The organism is Rubrivirga halophila (assembly GCF_046845755.1).
In the GTDB taxonomy this organism is placed as follows: domain Bacteria; phylum Bacteroidota; class Rhodothermia; order Rhodothermales; family Rubricoccaceae; genus Rubrivirga.
In genome coordinates, this window is sequence record NZ_CP177357.1 from 3,390,856 (window position 1) to 3,408,335 (window position 17,480).

Annotated in this window: 12 protein-coding genes; all 12 read right to left on the reverse strand. The window is 72.3% G+C overall.

Annotation, left to right across the window (positions count from 1 at the left end; all coding sequences use genetic code 11):
* Positions 1 to 258 (reverse strand): hypothetical protein, encoded by a 258-nt coding sequence (locus tag ACLIRP_RS14845; protein ID WP_412061243.1) that lies wholly within the window; start codon positions 256 to 258, stop codon positions 1 to 3.
* Positions 255 to 1,166: a hydroxypyruvate isomerase family protein gene (locus tag ACLIRP_RS14850; RefSeq protein WP_412061244.1), complete on the reverse strand. Its 912-nt coding sequence runs from the start codon at positions 1,164 to 1,166 to the stop codon at positions 255 to 257. Before ACLIRP_RS14850 ends, ACLIRP_RS14845 begins: the two co-directional genes overlap by 4 nt.
* Before the next feature lie 71 nt (positions 1,167 to 1,237).
* A complete protein-coding gene (locus ACLIRP_RS14855; protein WP_412061245.1) occupies positions 1,238 to 2,125 on the reverse strand; it encodes a sugar phosphate isomerase/epimerase family protein in 888 nt (295 codons plus the stop codon).
* Between the two features lie 92 nt (positions 2,126 to 2,217).
* The gene (locus tag ACLIRP_RS14860) at positions 2,218 to 3,651 is read right to left on the reverse strand and encodes a Gfo/Idh/MocA family protein (protein WP_412061246.1); all 1,434 of its coding nucleotides are present in this window, start codon (positions 3,649 to 3,651) and stop codon (positions 2,218 to 2,220) included.
* A gap of 73 nt (positions 3,652 to 3,724) precedes the next feature.
* A complete protein-coding gene (locus tag ACLIRP_RS14865) occupies positions 3,725 to 5,479 on the reverse strand; it encodes a GMC oxidoreductase (RefSeq protein WP_412061247.1) in 1,755 nt (584 codons plus the stop codon).
* 108 nt (positions 5,480 to 5,587) lie between these two features.
* Entirely contained in the window at positions 5,588 to 6,367 is a 780-nt protein-coding gene (locus ACLIRP_RS14870; protein ID WP_412061248.1) for a gluconate 2-dehydrogenase subunit 3 family protein, read from the reverse strand.
* Positions 6,368 to 6,525: 158 nt separating this feature from the next.
* Positions 6,526 to 7,827, reverse strand: coding sequence for an MFS transporter (locus tag ACLIRP_RS14875; RefSeq protein WP_412061249.1), 1,302 nt, complete (start codon positions 7,825 to 7,827; stop codon positions 6,526 to 6,528).
* A gap of 12 nt (positions 7,828 to 7,839) precedes the next feature.
* Positions 7,840 to 8,553 (reverse strand): DUF1080 domain-containing protein, encoded by a 714-nt coding sequence (locus ACLIRP_RS14880; protein WP_412061250.1) that lies wholly within the window; start codon positions 8,551 to 8,553, stop codon positions 7,840 to 7,842.
* Positions 8,554 to 8,638: 85 nt separating this feature from the next.
* Positions 8,639 to 9,061, reverse strand: coding sequence for a hypothetical protein (locus ACLIRP_RS14885; protein WP_412061251.1), 423 nt, complete (start codon positions 9,059 to 9,061; stop codon positions 8,639 to 8,641).
* Between the two features lie 65 nt (positions 9,062 to 9,126).
* Positions 9,127 to 10,464, reverse strand: coding sequence for a vanadium-dependent haloperoxidase (locus tag ACLIRP_RS14890; RefSeq protein WP_412061252.1), 1,338 nt, complete (start codon positions 10,462 to 10,464; stop codon positions 9,127 to 9,129).
* A 68-nt stretch (positions 10,465 to 10,532) separates the two neighbouring features.
* Positions 10,533 to 13,937: a VCBS repeat-containing protein gene (locus tag ACLIRP_RS14895; RefSeq protein ID WP_412061253.1), complete on the reverse strand. Its 3,405-nt coding sequence runs from the start codon at positions 13,935 to 13,937 to the stop codon at positions 10,533 to 10,535.
* A 57-nt stretch (positions 13,938 to 13,994) separates the two neighbouring features.
* A complete protein-coding gene (locus tag ACLIRP_RS14900; protein WP_412061254.1) occupies positions 13,995 to 17,357 on the reverse strand; it encodes a CRTAC1 family protein in 3,363 nt (1,120 codons plus the stop codon).
* Positions 17,358 to 17,480: the final 123 nt, after the last annotated feature.

Sequence of the window (17,480 nt, forward strand, 5' to 3'; positions counted from 1 at the left end):
CTAGAGAACGAAGCTGGAGATGGCGCCCGCGAGGCCGAGCACGAACAGGCCGACGGCGGCGGGCTTGACCCACGGCGGGGCGCCGCGGAAGGTCCAGAAAAAGAGCGCGTTCGCGGCGGCGAACGCGAGCTCCCACCCGGCCGCGAGCGCGTCGGGCGGCGTGGCCGTCATGTCGCGCACGCCGACGACGAGGAAGAACAGCGCCAGCACGGCGTAGCTGCCGCCCTGCATCGGGTTGGAGCGCGGGGCATCGGTCATACGGTGCAGCGCGCGATGGCGTCGGCGAGGGCGGCGCGGGGGTCGCCGGTGGGGATAAACTCCTGGGCCACGAACCCGTCGAAGCCCGCCGCGTCGAGGGCGCGCATGATGGCGGGGTAGAACAGCTCTTGGGACTCGTCGATCTCGTGGCGCCCGGGCACGCCGGCCGTGTGGATGTGCGCGATGGCGTCGAGGTGGTCCGTGACGGTGCGGATCACGTCGCCCTCCATGATCTGCATGTGGTAGATGTCGTACAGGATCTTGAAGCGCGACGACCCGAGCCGCTCGACCAGCGCCAGCCCCCACGCCGTCGAGTCGGCCTGGTAGTCGGGGTGGTCGACCTTCGAGTTGAACAGCTCGATGCACAGCGTGACGCCCAGCCGCTCGGCGTCGGGCAGGATCTGCTCGATGCCCTGCGCCATCGTCTCCAGCCCGGCCGCGTCGTCGAGCCCGTCGCGGTTGCCGGAGAAGACGATGAGGTTGGGCCACCCGGCGTCGGCGGTCGCCGCGAGCTGGCGGCGGTACGCGGGCACCAGCCACTCGTGGTGCGCGGCCCGATTCCAGCCCTTCCGGAGGGCGTCGACGGCGGCGTCGGGGTGGGCCGTCATCGCGCACGTCAGGCCGTAGCGCGCGAGCACGGGCGCGTCGGCCGGCTGCACGAGCTCGACGGAGGCGATGCCGAGGTCGGCGGCCGTCTCGCACAGCTGTTCGAGGGGCCAGTCGCCAAAGGGCCACCGGCACACGGAGTGCCGGAACGAGGGGGCGCGAAGCGGGCCCGCCATCACCGGCCCGGCCGTCTCCAGCGGCGGCGCTGGCGTCTGCGCCTCGGCGGGCGCGAGCGCGGCGGGCGCGCACCCCGCCAGCGGCAGCGCGGCCCCGGCGGCGCGGACGAAGTCTCGACGGTTCATGGGGCGGGTCCGAGGGGTGGGGTCTGAGGTCCGAGTGGCCACGGCCGGCAGGGCTCCGACCCTCCGAGCCGTTACCGCAGCGAGTCGACGTAGGCCATGCTGTCTCGGGCGAAGGCGAGGCTCCCGTCGGGCGGGTTGTCGGCCTCCAGGAAGGCGTGGCGCAAGCCGGCCGTCTCGCTGGCGGCGAAGATGCGCGGCCAGTCGATGGTGCCTTGTCCGACGACCGTCTGCGCCATCTCGTCGCCCGCGCCGTCCTTGACGTGCCACAGCGGGAAGCGGCCGGGGTACCTCCGAAAAATGTCGACGGGGTCGTGGCCGGCCACGACGGCCCAGTACAGGTCGAGCTCGAGCGTGACCAAGTCCGGCTCGAGGCGCTCGACAAAGTCGAAGTAGGCCGGGCGGTCGGTCCCGAAGGTGTCGAACTCGAAGTCGTGGTTGTGGTACGCCAGCCGGACGCCCGCCGCGTTCGCGCGCTCGCCCATCCCGTTGAGCTGGTCGGCGAGGCGGAGGTAGCCGTCGCGGTCGGGCCGCGCGTCCGGCGGGAGCCACGGGATCACGAGGTAGTCGTGGCCGACCGTGGTGACGGTCTCCAGCGCCGTGTCGAAGGCGGGCAGGCCCGCCTCGGCCATGCTCGCGGAGTCGGCGACGAGCTCGGCGACGAGCTGGTGGGCCGCGGGCGTCGCGAGCCCGTGCGCCGCGAGCGCGTCGCGGAAGGCGGCCGGGTCGCGGTCGGCGTAGCCCGCCGTCTCGACCTCGCCGATCCCGACCCGCGCCAGCATCTCGAGCACGCCGTTGACGTCGCCGGGGAGCACGTCGCGGACGGTCCACAGCTGGATCCCGATCTCGGCGGGGATGTCGGCGGCGCGGGCCGCGGCGAGGGCGCGAGCAGCACCCGGCCCAAGCGCGGCGCCCAGGGCGACGGCGGCGCCGGACTGGCGGAGAAAGCGGCGGCGGTTCATCGGGTGATGGGTAATGGGTGAGGAGGGATGAGAAGGGGTCTAGGAATGACAGCGCCCGGCGCGAGAGCCCATCACCCGTTGCCCATCACCCATCACTCCGGAAGCTCCCAGCCGGCGCGGTAGGGGCGCGTCAGGATGGAGGCGTCGTGGTTCGTGATCGTGCCGTCGGGGGCGACCGTGAGGGGGTGACCGGCGGCCATCGCGGCGACGCCGAGCAGCATGATCTCGTTGAGGTGGGCGGCGTACGCGAAGGGGCACGAGACGGCCTCGGTCCCCTGAATTGCGCGGATCCAGTTCGCCTCGTGCGCGCGGATCCCGCCGTCGATGCGGCGGAGCGAGGTCGGCACGGCGGCGGCCTCGGCGGCGAGGTCGAGGTCGGGCGCGGCGGGCAGGAAGCGCGGGTTCGTGCCGTACGTCTCGTGGATGAGCATCCCGCGGTCGCCGATGAAGATGACGCCGCCGTTCGGGTCGAGCTCGAAGCCCTCGGGCGCTTGGGGCGGCGTCGGGGGGAGCAGGCCGCCGTCGTACCACGTCATCGTGACGGACTGGCCGGCGTCGGCCTGGCCGGCGGCGGCGCCGAGACCGTCGAACTCGTAGCGCGTCAACGTCGCCAGCGGGTACGTGCCGCGCGTGTCGCCCTCGCCGCCCCACGGCGTGTGCCGGGTCTCGACCCGTGCGGGGCGGCCCAGGTCGAGCGCCCACACGGGGAAGTCGACGAGGTGCGCGCCCATGTCGCCGAGCGAGCCGACGCCGAAGCCGACGAAGCCGCGCCAGCCGAACGGGTGGATGCCGGGGCGGTACGGCTGGGCCTCGTTCGGGCCGAGGTAGAGGTCCCACGCCACGCCCTCGGGCACGGGCGCCGGGTCGGGCAGCGGGACGCCTTGGGGCCACCAGCCGTTGGGCCGGTTCGTCCACGACTGGACCTCGCGGATCGGGCCGAGCACGCCCGCGCGGACCACCTCGACCACGCGGCGGCCGTCGTCGCCGGAGTGGCCCTGGTTGCCCATCTGCGTCACCACGCCGGTCGCCGCGGCCTTGGCCGCCAGCCGCCGGCTCTCGTCAACGGTGTACGTCAACGGCTTCTGGGCGTAGACCGCGAGCCCGCCGTTCATCGCCATCAGCGCGGCGTGCGCGTGGACGTGGTCCGGCGTGGCGATCACGACGCCGTCGAGGCCGGACTCGCGCGCCAGCAGCTCGCGGTAGTCGGCGTACGCCGTCGCGCCGTCGTAGGCGTCGCGCAGCGCCGCGCCGGCCTGGCGTGCGCCCGCGTCGTCGGAGCCGAGGCGCCGCGCGATGCCCGCCCGCACGTGGCCCATGTCGATGTCGGCGATCGCCGCGATCCGCACGTCGTCCATCATCGCGAGGGGCGCCGCGTTCGACGCGCCCATCCCGCCGGCCCCGATGATGCCAATCGCGACGGTGTCGCTGGGCGCCACGAATCCGGCCCCGCCCAAGACGTGCCGGGGCACGATAAACGGCGCGACGCCGGCGGCGGCGGTGGAGCGGACAAAGTCTCGACGCTTCATGGGTGAGGAGTCATGGGTGATGGGTGAGGAGCGGGAGGAGGGAAAGAGCCCATCACTCTTTACCCCTCACACCTCACACCCGGAGGTCGCCGTTGTTGACGGCCTTGACAGCGTGGTCGACGGCGCGAGCCGTCATGGCCATGTAGGTCAGCGACGGGTTCTGGCAGCCGGCCGAGGTCATGAAGGCGCCGTCGGTGACGTAGAGGTTGGGGATCTCGTGGACCCGGTTCCACGAGTCGACGCAGCCGGTCTCGGGCGTGGCGCTCATGCGCGCCGTCCCCATCTCGTGGATCCCCTCGCCGAGCCGGTACGGGGCCTCCCACTCGTTGACGTTGACCGCGCCCGCGGCCTCCAGCATCTCGGCGCCGTCGCTCTTCATGGCCACGCGCATCCGCTGCTCGTTGTCGCGGATGGAGCCGACGATGCGGGGGATCGGGATGCCCCACTGGTCGACCTCGTCGGTCAGCTCGATCCGGTTGTCGTCGTACGCCAGCGTCTCGCCGAAGGGGAACATGGTGAAGCTCCACTGGCCCGGCTCCTGGAGCGACTCCTTGAGCGCCACGCCGACGCCCGGCATCCCGGCGCCGCGGCCCCAGTTGCCCCGCCCCGAACCGCCCTGGTAGCCGTAGCCGCGGATAAAGTCGCGCGTCGAGCCCGGGTCCCACGGCAGGTTCTGAAAGCGTGGGATGTAGATGCCGTTGGGCCGGTTGCCGTACGTGTAGCGGTCCTCGAAGCCGGGCATCTCGCCCGACGCGCCCACCATGAAGTGGTGGTCCATGATGCCCTTGCCGAGCAGGCCCGACTGGTTGCCGAGCCCGTCGGGGAAGCGCGCGGTCTTGGAGTTCATCAGGATCTGCGCCGACCCGAACGCGCTCGCGTTGAGGAAGACCAGCCGTGCGTTGAACACCATCTCCTCCTTCGTCAACCGGTCGATCACGCGGACGCCCGTGACGCGGTCGGCGGTCTCGTCGTAGACGAGCGAGTGGACGATGGAATCCGGGCGGAGCGTGAGGTTGCCAGTCGCTTGGGCGGCGGGGAGCGTGCTCGAGAGCGAGCAGAAGTAGGCGCCGGCCGTACAGCCGCGGTCGCAGGGCCCGCAGTAGTGGCAGCCCGCGCGGCCGTTGTGCGGCTGCGTCAGGATCGCGCACCGGCCGATGGTGAGCGTCCGGCCGTACTCGTCGGCGATCGACTGGCGGACCTTCTTCTCGACGGCCGTCAGCGGCATGGCCGGGATGAACTCGGAGTCGGGGAGCTGCTCCAGCCCCAGCGACTCGCCCGAGATGCCGACGAACCGCTCGACGTAGGAGTACCACGGCTCGATGTCGGCGTAGCCGATGGGCCAGCGCGTGCCGCGGCCGTCGCGCTCGTTGGCCGTGAAGTCCATGTCGGAGAGCCGGTACGTCTGGCGGCCCCACATCACGGACCGCCCGCCGACGTGGTGGCCGCGCACGTAGAGGACCTCATTCGGCGTGTCGTCCTCGGTCTCGTAGGGGTGGTCCACGTCGTCGACGTACCAGTGCGCCGTGTTCTCGTTGTACGGCCCGGCCTTCTTCTGGCGGAACTGGCGCTCCTCGGCGTGCCGACGGTCGCCGCGCCCGCGGAAGGGCGTCTCCCAGGGCGCGCGGTGCTCGGTGACGTAGTCCGTGCCGTGCTCGACGTTGCGGCCGCGCTCGAGCACGAGCGTCTTGAGCCCTTTCTCGGTGAGCTCCTTGGCGGCCCAGCCGCCCGACATCCCCGAGCCGATGACGATGGCGTCGTACGTCTCGGCGCCCGCCTGGACGGGCTCGACGCGGAGCGGGGCGATGGTGGATCCGTGGGAATGCTGCATATCGATCGAGAGGTTCAGGATTCGGAGTTCAGAGGGTGCAGAGCGGGTCGGCGGCGTCCAGCCGGGGCGGAGGGGCACCAGGCGACAAACCCGGACCCCTGACCGCACTCAGGCCCAGGCGCGGCCGACCTCGGAAAGGGGCACGTCGGCGTCGTAGCGGCCCGGGGAGGCGAGCCACTGGAGCTCCTGGGTGGCGCCGGGCTCGGACGTGTAGTAGCCCGCGAGCGTGAGCTCCTTGAGCTGGCGGTAGAACGGGGGCGCGTCGGCGGCCCCGCCGGTCGACGTCGTGCCCTCGCCGGTGTTGAGTTCGGTTGGCTCGTCGTCGTCCATCGCCTCGCCCAGGTCGCCCTGCATGCCGGCGACCTCGTTCTCCTCCTCCTCGCCGGCCTGGTACGTGCCCTCCTGGGCCGCGCCCGCCACATCCCCGTCGGGAAGGTCCTCGTCGGGCTGAGCGGCACCCCCGACGGCGCCGGGCTGGGGCGCGAACGCCTCGGCGTCCATCGTCGCGACGAGCGTGGCGCGCGCCGCGTCGTCCAAGCCCACGAACGATCCCTCGGCGCGGCGGTCGACGGCGTCGAGGCCGGCCAGGAAGCCGGCGCGCTCCTCGTCCGCGTACCAGTCCGTCAGCATGGTGTCGATAAACTGGGGGACGCCCGCGTCGGCCGCGCCGGGCGTGTCGGTCGGCGGGATGATCTGGTCGACGAGCGCGGCCAGCAGGTCGGGCTGGCCGCCGGTCAGCGTCCGGTACTCGTAGGCCGCGAGGTCGGCGCCGCCGGGCGTCCGGCAGCCGCCGAGCAGGCCCGCCGCGAGCGGGGCCGTGGCGACGCCGCCGAGCACGGCCGACAGGCGGCGGAGCGCGGAGCGGCGGTCGATGGTGGGATTGAACATGGAGGGGAAGGCTGGATTCGTGATTCGTGATTCGTGAGGGTGCCGTCGGTCAGCGGGATGCGTTGGGGCCGGGGCTCGACCTCGTCCTACCCGTGGCGCCCGAGTGCGGGCCCCAGCGCCGAGCGGTATTGGGAGAGTCACGCATCACGGAGCACGCATCAGATGACGCCCGGGACGCCGGCCTCAGTCGCCGGGGTCAGGCTGGCGCCCGGGGCGTCGGCCGAGGGCGCGACGGTCTCGTCCGAGCGGTCGACGCGGTCGTTGAAGAAGACGATGAACAGGACGAGCACGGCGCCCGCGAAGGCGGCCGGGATCCACCAGAACTGGGCCCACTCGGCGAGGGGCAGCGCGGCGCGGTCGGACAGAAACCCGTTGTAGACCTGCCCGGCCACCTGCGCGCCGATCAGCATCCCGACGCCATACGTGACGAGCACGAGCAGCCCCTGCGCCTGTCCGCGGACGGCCGGCGTGCTCTTTTTCTCGACGTAGATCTGGCCCGTCACGAAGAAGAAGTCGTAGCAGATGCCGTGGAGCGCGATGCCGCCGACGATCATCCACGTGACGGAGGCGGGCGCGGCGAGCGCGAAGAGCGCGTAGCGGATCACCCACGCCAGCATCCCCGCCGCCAGCATCCACTTGACGCCCCACCGCACGAACAGCAGCGGCATCAGCAGCATGAACAGGACCTCGGAGACCTGCCCCAGCGACTGCGTCGCGGCGATGTTCTCGAAGCCGGTCGCGCCGAGGAAGAGCTGGGTAAAGTTGTAGTAGGCCGCGAGCGGGATGCAGATCAGGAAGCTGGCGGCCAGGAAGATGTAGAACGGGCGGCTGCCGAGCTGGCGGAACGCGTCGACGCCCGCGATGGAGGCGACCGAGACGGGCTGGCCCTTGGCGACCGGCGGCGTGTTCGGCAACGTGAACGAGAACAGCCCCAGGATGATGGACCCGATGCCGGTCAGGTACAGCGGCCACGCCGTCGCCTCGGCGGACTCGACGCCGAGCACGGGCGACAGCACGAACGAGATCGCCAGCCCGGCCACGATCCAGCCCAGCGTCCCGAACACGCGGATGATGGGGAACTCCTTTTCCTGGTCCTCGAGCTGCTCGAACGCGATCGTGTTCGACAGGCCGAGCGTCGGCATGTAGCACAGGTTGTACGCCAGCAGGGCCAGGATGAACAGCGTCGGGCTCCCGATCAGCGACGGCGCCGCCAGCATGAACACGCCGCCCAACAGGTGCAGCACGCCGAACACGTTCTGGGCCGCGAAGTAGCGGTCGGCCACGAGCCCGAGGAAGAACGGCGCCACGATCGCCGCGATCGGGTTGACGGTGTACGGCCAGTGCGTCAGGTCGCCCAACCCCTCAGCGGCCATGTAGACGGCGACGGTCGTGTACCACGCCCCCCAGACGAAGAACTCCAGGAACATCATCGTGCTCAGCCGAGCCTTGATCGCGGTCATGCGTGCGTGGGGTTAGAGGGTGCGGATGCGGACGCGCCGGATGCGCAGCGTGTCGCCGTGGTCCTGGAGCCCGACGAAGCCGGCGCGGCGCGTGCCGTAGCCGGGGAAGGCGTCGCCGTCGCGGAACTTGCTGACGGCGATCCGCGCGTCCCAGTCGGCCGAGCCCTGGACGGCGTCGACGACGGTCCGGCCGTCGAGCATGTGCGTGATCCGGTCGCCGTCGGCGACGATGCGGGTCGTGTGCCACGCGCCGCCCTCCGTCGGTGCGTCGGTCTCGGGCGTGTACAGGTCGTAGAGCCCGCCCGCGCGGTGGCTGGGGTACGTCCCATCCGGGTGGCAGGTGTCGTCCAGGATCTGGGATTCGAGCGAGGTCCGCCAGATGGGCGCGAGCGCCGGGTCCTCCTCGCCCCGGTAGAAGATTCCCGAGTTGCCGCACGGCTGGACCCACCACTCGACCTCGAGCTCGAAGTCGCCGTACGGCCCGCCGGGCGCGACGAGGTCGCCGTCCCAGTCACCTTGAGGCGTCAGCGTCATCACGCCGTCGACGACGGACCACTTGGGCGAGCGGTCGGCCGTCGCGTAGCCGTGCCAGCCGTCGAGCGTGGCGCCGTCGAACAGGTCGACCCAGCCGGCGTCGGCGGGGGCGCGCCCCTCGGCGCCGCCGATCTGGCCGCAGGCCGCGAGCGGGCCGAGAAGGAGGAGGGCGAGAGCAGCGCGCGCGTGCATTAACAGACCGTGAAGGACCGTCAATGTAAAGGGGTCCGGACCCGAATGGAAGCCCTTTCACCCCCGACCCACCGCGCGGCCCCGGTTAGATCCGCCGGGCCACCAGTTCGATCTCCACGTCGCCGTTCGCCTCGCCGCGCCCGGTAAACGTGCCCCGGATCCTCCCCGGGTCGGTGCCGACGAGCGTCCCGCTAAGCGACCCCATAAACGGCGGGACCTCGTAGCGCAGCGTCAGGTTGACGATCGTGCCGATAAACGTGCCGTCGACGACCAGGAACGGGAGGTCGCCCTCGGGCAGGCTCGCGACGACGCCGTTCCCGGTGACGCGGATACCGTCGTCGGAGAGCCGCAACGTGACGGGGTAGCGCGGAGCGCTGGCGTCGTTGGGGTCGAAGATCTCGCCCTCCCACGTGCCTGTCAAGCCGATGGCGTCGGAGCCGGAGTCGCAGGCGGGGAGCGCGACGAGCGCGAGCAGGGCCAGCGAGAGGACAGCGAGGCGGCGGATCATGGCGTCGGTCGGGAGGGCCGGAAGCTAGCCTGCGCGCTGGGCGATCAGTCCTCCCCCGGCGGGCCTTATCGCTGGGCGACGGGGTCGGCGCGCGTCGCCAGCCGCTCGACGTGGAGCGCGCCGACGCCCCGGCCCTGCGCGAGCCCCTCGCTCGCGGCCATCGGGTAGTGGATGCCGCCGTACAGGCGCGAGATGGCGGCCTCCTCGGCGGCCTGCCGGAACGACGTGAATGGCCGCGCGGGCAGGCCGTACGGGATCTCCGTCGTGTCCAGGAAGGCGAGGTCGCCGTAGAGCGCCGTCAGCGCCTCGGCGGCGGCGGCCGAGATGACGCTGTGGCCCGACGAGTACTCGGGGAACGGGGGCGTCTGCAGGAGCGGCATCCAGTCCTCGTCGAGGTGCTCGTTGATGACGGTCTCGGGGCGGACCAAGCGCGAGCGGTACTTCTCGTCCCACACCGACAGGAACCCGTCGGCGAGCGCGAGCGCGGTCCGGACGTAGGCCTCGGCGGCGCCGGCCGCGTCGTCACCGGCCTCGCGGCTGGCGATCGCGGCGATGCCCATCCAGTGGCCGCCCGGCGTGATCTTCTTCGTCGCGAACATGGCGTGCCCGCGCGTGTGCATCACGTACGGGTTGCAGTCCCAGAAGCTGGCGATGGCACGCTGCTCGTCGGTCATCTCGGTCGTGACGGCGTAGACCTCGTCGACCTCCTGGCGGAACGGGGTGCCGGGCTCCAGGGAGTACGGCGGCGGCGGCGGCGGCTTGAACTGGGCGGCCGAGTCGAGCACGAACGGGCGCAGCGTCTGCCAGTTGGGCTCGATCGCGTCGAGGTAGGCGGGCGGCGTGGGCTGCCACTCGCCCTCAGCGCCGGTGACGGTGTACGCGGGCCCGCTCCGCGTCTGGGCGTAGCCGTCGGCGTCGGCGTACGCGAGCACGTGGCGGGCGACGGCCTCGCCGTGCGCCTCCGACGTCGCCAGCAGGCGCCTTGACATGCCGCTGGCGCGGAGCGCGTCCTCGACCTCGACGCGGTACTCGGCCACGCGGTCGCTCGAGAACGTCAGCGCCTCGCCGACGGCGAGCGCGGCGTAGACCGCCGCCGTCGGCCCGTGGACCTCGCCGTCGGCGGCGGGCGGCGCGTGGTAGTCGCGGAGCTGGCCCGCCAACGACGCCAGCTCGGGGTCGGTGGGCGCGACGGCCTCGTAGGCCGCCAGCGACGTGTAGGCGTAGACGCGGCTCGCCTGGGGCGGGCTGAAGATGTCGTACGTCATCACGTCGGTGACCCGCTGGATCGCCCCGTGGAGGAGTTCGGGGTCGGCCGCCTCGGGCGGGGCCGTCGCCGGGCCGCCGTCCTGGCAGCCGGCCGCCAGCAGGGCGACGAGGGCAAGCGGAAGCAGTCGCATCGTCATCGAGTCCTTCAGTCGTATCCGGTCAATATCGGGGGTTTGCGGGGCGGCGACAAGGCACGCCCCCGCCCTCATCGGGCGGCGAGAACGCTGGACCCGAGGCGCAACGTCTGCACCGGCCCGTCGCTCGGCGCGGCGATCAGCAGCGACCCGTCGGCGATCGCGAGCGCGCGGATCTCGCCCTCCAGCACGATCCCGGCCGACAGCGGCGCGGGCGCAAACCCGCCGGCCCCGTCGCCGAGCAGCGCCAGCCCGAGCCCGGCGTCGTAGCGGCCCCGGCTGGGGCGGACGCCGAGCAGGCCGCCGCCGAGCACCAGGTCGAGCACGCCGTCGCCGTCGAGGTCGGCGTGCGTGATGGCGTAGACCGGCTCGATCTGGGCGAGGTCGGGGAGAGGCGTGAGCGAGAAGCGGCCCGTGCCGTCGTTGAGGGCGATGGCGCTCGCGAACGTGGTCGCCGTGCGCTGCTCGGCGCTGCGCGCGGTCGCGCCGAAGAGGTCGGGGACGGTCCGCGCGCCGAACGCGGCGTACGAGTCGTAGCGCTGGCGGAGCACGGGGAACTGCTGGCGCAGCACGTCGACGCCCGCGAGCGGGTAGTCGTCGCCGTCGCGAAACGAGGTCAGGATGCCGTCGAGCACGTCGTTGCCGTCGAAGTCGGCGAGCCACAGCCGCGCGGGGTGCTCCGGCGAGGCCTTGATGCGGGAGTTGAGGCCGAGGTTGCCGAGCGCCAAGTCGAGGTCGCCGTCGCCGTCGAGGTCGGCGAGGTCGAGGGCGGTCCACCAGCCCGTCGCGTCGCCGAGCCCGGTGTCGAGCGGCTCGAAGCCGGAGCCGGTCGCGCGGTAGACGGTCGGCGCCATCCACTCGCCGGCGAGAACCAAGTCGTCGCGGCCGTCGCCGTCGAGGTCGCCGAAGGCGGCGCGGCTGACCATCCCGACCTCGGCGAGCCCGGGCGCCAGCCGGGCGGTGGCGTCGGCAAACCGGCCGGTCCCGTCGTTCTCCAACAGCGCGCTCGGCGCGGGCATCCCGTAGGCGCGGGGCACGACGCGGCCACCGACGAAGAGGTCGAGGTCGCCGTCGCCGTCCCAGTCGCTGGCGGCGACGGCGCCCGCGTGGCCAAAGCGCTCGGGCAAGGCGCCAGCAGGTGCAGGGGTGAAGCCTCCGGCGCCGTCGCCGAGGTAGAGGCGGTCGCGGATCTCGTCGCGCTCGCCCCGGAACTCGTTGCCGGCCGTGGCGACGTAGAGGTCGAGCGCGCCGTCGCCGTCGGCATCGAAGAACAGCGCGTCGACGGCTTCGGGCTCGGTGTCGGCCGCGAACGCGGGCACGTCCGCTTCGACAAACGCGCCGCTGGCGGTCTGGATGAAGAGGGCATTCGCTTGCGCGCGCGCGCCACCGAGGAACACGTCGTCGCGCCCGTCGCCGGTCACATCCGCGACGGCGAGGGCGGGCCCCAGCCGCGACAGCATGTGGGGCATCAGCCGCTCGCGGTTGAAGTCCACGAAGACGTTCTCGACGTGCGTCCAGTCGAGCGCGTCGGCGGCTTGCGCGAGCCGGACGGCCGGGGCGGGCGTGGGGGCTTCGGAGGCGGGCCCGGCGTCGCGCTGGCGGAGGGTCAGCGGCCCGGCGGGCACGTCGGTCAACGTCTGCACCCGGCCGTCGGCCCACGTGACGCGGACCCGGTCGGCGCGGTCGGCACCCGCCAACCCGACGACGAGCCTCGGATCCACAGACGACAGAAAGCCGCGCGTAGGCTGGGCCTCGGTCGTCTGCGCCAGCCCCCCGGCCTCGACGACCACGCGCGCGCCGATCCCGCCGGTGTTGGCGTCGTCGCCGTCGAGCGTGATCACCAACGACCGCCCGCCCCGGTCGGCGGCGGTGTTCAGAAAGATCCCCGCGGGCGCGTTGACGTTGTTGACAACCACGTCGAGGTCGCCGTCGTTGTCGAGGTCGACGGTCGCGGCGCCGTTCGAAAAGCCCGGCGCACCGAGGCCCCAGTCGACCTCTTGGAACCGGACGCCGCCGAGCCCGCGGAACGTCTCGTTCGGGATCTCCACCTGGGGCATCTGCTCCAGCAGCGCCACCTCGTCCTCCCCGATCCCCAGCGCCAGCGACTGCTGGATCTGGGCGTCGGAGACGTAGTTGATGTAGTCGAGGTCGTTGGGCCGCCGCCAGATGCCGTTCGTGACGAACAGGTCGCGGTGGCCGTCGAGGTCGAGGTCCGCCAGCAGGGCCGTCCAGCTCCAGTCCGTCGCCTCGATTCCCGAGAGCGTGGCCACATCCGAAAAACGGGGCGTGCCGTCGGCGCCGAGCCCGCGGTTGATCTGGAGCGAGTTCCGGGCGACCTGGGGGCCGTAGCCGATCTGGCGCTTGAGCTCGGCGAGGTCGTAGGTGTCGTCGCCGCCGGCGGTCTGGCGGATGGCCTCGTCGCGGGGCATCATGTCGAGCACGACGACGTCCGCGTCGCCGTCGTGGTCCACGTCCGCCACGTCGGCGCCCATCGAGAAGCGCGAGGCGTGCGCGAGTGCGGTCTGGGCGACCTCGCGGAAGGTGCCGTCGGCGTTGTTGAGGTAGACGAAGTCGTTCTCGTGGAAGTCGTTGCCGACGTAGAGGTCGGTCCACCCGTCGCCGTCGAGGTCGCTGGCGACGACCGAGAGCCCGTAGCCGCTGATGCCGGACACGATGCCCGCCTCCTCGGTGACCTCCACGAAGACGGGCGTCTGGCCTGGCTCGCCGTCGTTGCGGTACAGGCGGTCGCCGGAGCGCTCGTCGCGGGCGCGCGTCTCGACCGGTCGCTTGTACGTCCGCGCGGTGTGGACGGCGTGGTTCAAGAGGTACGCGTCGAGGTCGCCGTCGCGGTCGTAGTCGAAGAACGTCGCTTGCGTGCCGAACCCCTCGAAGTCGAGGCCGACCTCGGCGGCGGCCTCGCGGAAGCGCGGGACGCCGTCGGGCCCGGGGCCCTGGTTCAGAAAGAGCTCGTTGCGGCCGCGTCGCCCCTGGTGGGCGCCGAGCGCGGCGACGTAGATGTCGAGGAGCCCGTCGCCGTCGACGTCGGCCATCGTGGTGCCGGTCGTCCAGTCCGACGTGCCCGCAACGCCCGCCGCCTCGGTGACGTCTTGGAAGCGGACGCCCGTCTCGTCGGAGCGGTTGAGGTAGAGCCGGTTGGGCTGCTCGTTGGCGGTGAAGTAGAGGTCCGGGCGGCCGTCGCCGTCCACGTCGCCCGCGGCCACGCCGCCGCCGTTGTAGTAGTAGAGGTAGCTCAGGATGTTGAACTCGGCGCTCTCCTCCAGGCTGTTTTGGAATGTGACACCGGAGGCCTCGGGCGCGAGCGCCTCGAACAGGGGCGCCTCTCCCCCACCGCCGCACCCGGCGAGCGCGAGCGCGAGCGTGGCGACGGCGACCCGCCAGCCTCGCGTCCCCTCTCCCCGAGGAAGAGGGGACGTCGTAGAGACGCTTGCGGCTGGTAGAGAATCAGACGTGAGCACAGGCTTCCAGAGGGCGTCCCCTCTCCCACCGGGAGAGGGACAGGGTGAGGGGTCAGACTACTCGCGCGACGCGCCGACGGGCGCGAACACGGCGGGCGCAGCGCCATTGCGGACGGCGACGACGACCGCGCCGGCCGCGCCGTTGAGGCGCACGAGGTGGCGGACCTCGCCGCGCACGCGGAAGCCGCCGGGCACAGATGCGAACCCGCCGCCGGTCCCGCGCAGCAGCGCGCCGACGCCCGACATCTGGCGGCCGAGGTCGGGCTTGAGGTCGTCGCGGTTGCCGGCCGCCAGCAGGTCGAGCGTGCCGTCGGCGTCGGCGTCGAGCGCGAGCGGGGCGGCGAGGGGGGCGAGCTGGGCCTCGAACGGGAGTCGCTGCACGCGCCACGCGCCGCCGTCGTTGACCAGCACGACCGACGCCAGCTCGGCCGCCTCGTACACGTCCGCGCGCTCGAGCTGGGCCGGCGTCAGCAGGTCCTCGATGGTTTTGCCGACGTACGACGACGGCGTGAGGTACTCGCGCTTGAGGCTGGGAAGCTGGGCCGTCAGCTCATTGCGCAGCGCGAACGGCAGGCTGCGGCCGCGGTTGGGGACGGAGAGCAGCGGGTCGCTCCGGCCGTTCCCATCGAAGTCGCCGACGTGGAGGCGGAGCGGCTCGTCGGCGCTGGCGACCAGTCGGCTGTTGAGTCCCCAGTTGGCGGCGACGAGGTCGGTGTCGCCATCGCCGTCGAGGTCGGCGGCGGTGAGGCCCTGCCACAGGCCCGTCGTGCCGGGGATCGGCGCAGGTGTGAACCGGCCGGCGTCGTTCGCCCAGACCGTGATCGGGCCCCACTCGGCGGCCGTCGCGAGGTCGGTGTCGCCGTCGCCGTCGGCGTCAAAAAAGGCGGCGCCCGCGATCATCCCGGCCTCGTCGAGACCGGGCGCCGTCCCGCGCGTCACGTCGACAAAGCGGGGGGCGCCGGGCCGTCCGTCGTTGCGCAGGAGGGTGCTCCGAGGAACGACGCCGTAGCTGCCGGGCACCAAGCGGGCGCCGACGAACAGGTCCGTGTCGCCGTCGCCGTCCCAGTCACCCGCGGCGACCGTCCCGACCGCCTCGGTCGTCGCGGGGATGGCGCTGTCGGGCGCAGGCTCGAAGCCGCCCGCGCCGTCGCCGAGGTAGAGGCGGTCGCGCAAGCGGGGGTCGCCGGGCGCCATCTCCGACCCGCCCGAGCCGACGTACAAGTCGAGGTCGCCGTCGGCGTCGGCGTCGACGAACGCCGCGGCCACGTCTTCGGAGGCCGCATCGCTCGCGAAGGCCGCAGGCTCTGCAAGGACAAACCGATTGCCGCGCCGAAGCCAGAGCACGCCCGGCTGCCCGGCCGCGCCACCCAAAAAGAGGTCGTCGTCGCCGTCGCCGTCCACGTCGCCGACGGCGGCGGCGGGGCCGTCTTGCGACCGCGGCCATGGCATCAGCAACTCGCGGTCGTAGTCGACGAACGCGTTCTCGCGGTGCGTCCAGCCGGGCGCGGTGGTCGCCGTCACGTCTTGGAAGAGCGAATCCGCGAGCGGGACCGCGAGCGGGCGAAAGGCGCCGGTCGCCTCGCGCTGGCGAAGCGTCAGGCGCCCGGCCGGCACGTCCGCCAGCGCCTGCGTCCGCCCGTCCGGCCAGCGGACCACGACCGAGTCGGCCGCGAGCGCGTCGCCCAGCCCGACGTGGAGCACGGGGTCGACGCTCGACTGGAAGCCGCGCGTGGGGACGGCCTCGCGGACCTGGACCTCTCCCCCACTCCACACGGCCACTTTCGCGCCGATCCCGCCCGTGTTGCCGCCCTCGCCCTCCAGCGCGACGGCCAGCGATCGCCCGCCGCGCTCGGCGGCGTGGTTTAAGAAGAAGCTCGCGGGCGCGTTGACGTTGTTGACGACGAGGTCGAGGTCGCCGTCGCCGTCGAAGTCGCCCGTCGCGGCGCCGTTCGAAAAGCCCTCTTCGCCCAGGCCCCACTGGGGCGCGCGCTCGAAGGCGACCGAGTCGCCCCGGCCGACGTTGCGGAAGGCGACGTTCGCGAGCGGCGTCGACGGCATAACCTCCAACAGTTCCAGAAAATCGACGCCCTGCCCGGTCGCCATCGCGTTCTGGTTCTGGGTGTCGGCCAGAAACGCGATGTAGTCCTGATCGGTCACGTCGCGCATCGTGCCGTTCGTCACGAAGAGGTCGGCGCGGGCGTCGAGGTCGAGGTCGGCGAAGATCGCGGCCCAGCTCCAGTCCGTGGCGTCGACGCCGGCGACGGACGCGAGCTCGGAGAACGTGCCGTCGGCGTTGTTGCGCTGCAACGTGTTGCGCATGAACTGGTGGTGGTACCCGTTGGCCACCTTCGCGCGCTGGAGGTTGTGGCCCTCGTAGCTGCTCGACGCCTTGAGCCGGTCGTCGTCGTCGGGCAGCATGTCGACCACGAACACCTCGGGCCGCCCGTCGCCGGTGAGGTCGGCCATGTCGGCGCCCATCGACGAGAGCGCGATCGTCGGCATGGCGTCTTCCAGGACCTCCTCGAACGTGCCGTCGCCGTTGTTGAGGTAGAGGTAGTCGCGCTCGAAAAAGTCGTTCGAGACGTAGATGTCGAGGTCGCCGTCGTCGTCGGTGTCGCCGAGCGTGACGCCGAGCCCGAAGGCGATCTCCGAGCCGTAGATCCCCGCCGCTTCGCTGGCGTCGACAAAGCGGGGCGCTTCTCCGGCCCCGGCCTCATTGCGGTACAGCTTGTCGCCGCCGACCGCGTTCCGCTCGTCGCGGATGTTGCGGAGCCCGAACGACGAGACGGGCCGGAACGAGTTGTTGAGGACGTAGAGGTCGAGGTCGCCATCCGCGTCGGCGTCGAAAAAGGCGCCGTGCGTGGACGTGCCCTCGTCGGCGACGCCCCACGCGGCGGCCACATCGCGGAAGCGGGGGACGCCGTCGGGCCCGGGTCCGAGGTTGCGGAACAGCTCGTTCGCCCGGCCCTCGCCGTCCGCGGTGCCCGCGTTCGAGACGTAGAGGTCGAGGAGCCCGTCGCCGTCGACGTCCGCAACCGAGACGCCGGTGCTCCACGACCGCGCGCCCGCGACGCCCGCGGTCTCGGTCACGTCCTCGAAGCGGATGTCGCCGCCGGGCTCCGTCCGGTTGAGGAAGAGCCGGTTGGGCCCGAGGTTGGCCGTCAGGTACACGTCCGGCCGGCCGTCGCCGTCGACGTCGCCCACGCCGACCCCGCCGCCGTTGAAGAAGTTGCGGTAGGTGAAGACGTTGAGCTCTTGGGTCTCCTCGATCCGGTTCTCGAACACCAGCCCGGTCGCGTCGGGCGCGAGCGACGTGAACAGGGCGTCGTCGTCGGCGCCGTCGGCGCAGCCTCCGAGGGCGGGCGCCAACCCGACCAGGGCCGACGACGTCAGCAGGGCGAGGAGGAGTCGACGGGGCAAGCGGAGAGCGGGCATCGAGAGGCGAACGGGACGGCGGGGCGCGGCCGTGCAGGCCGGAGGAACGGACGAGCGCCCCGCCCTGTGGGGGGCGGGGCGCTCGCGTGTTCGGCGGAGACCGCCAGC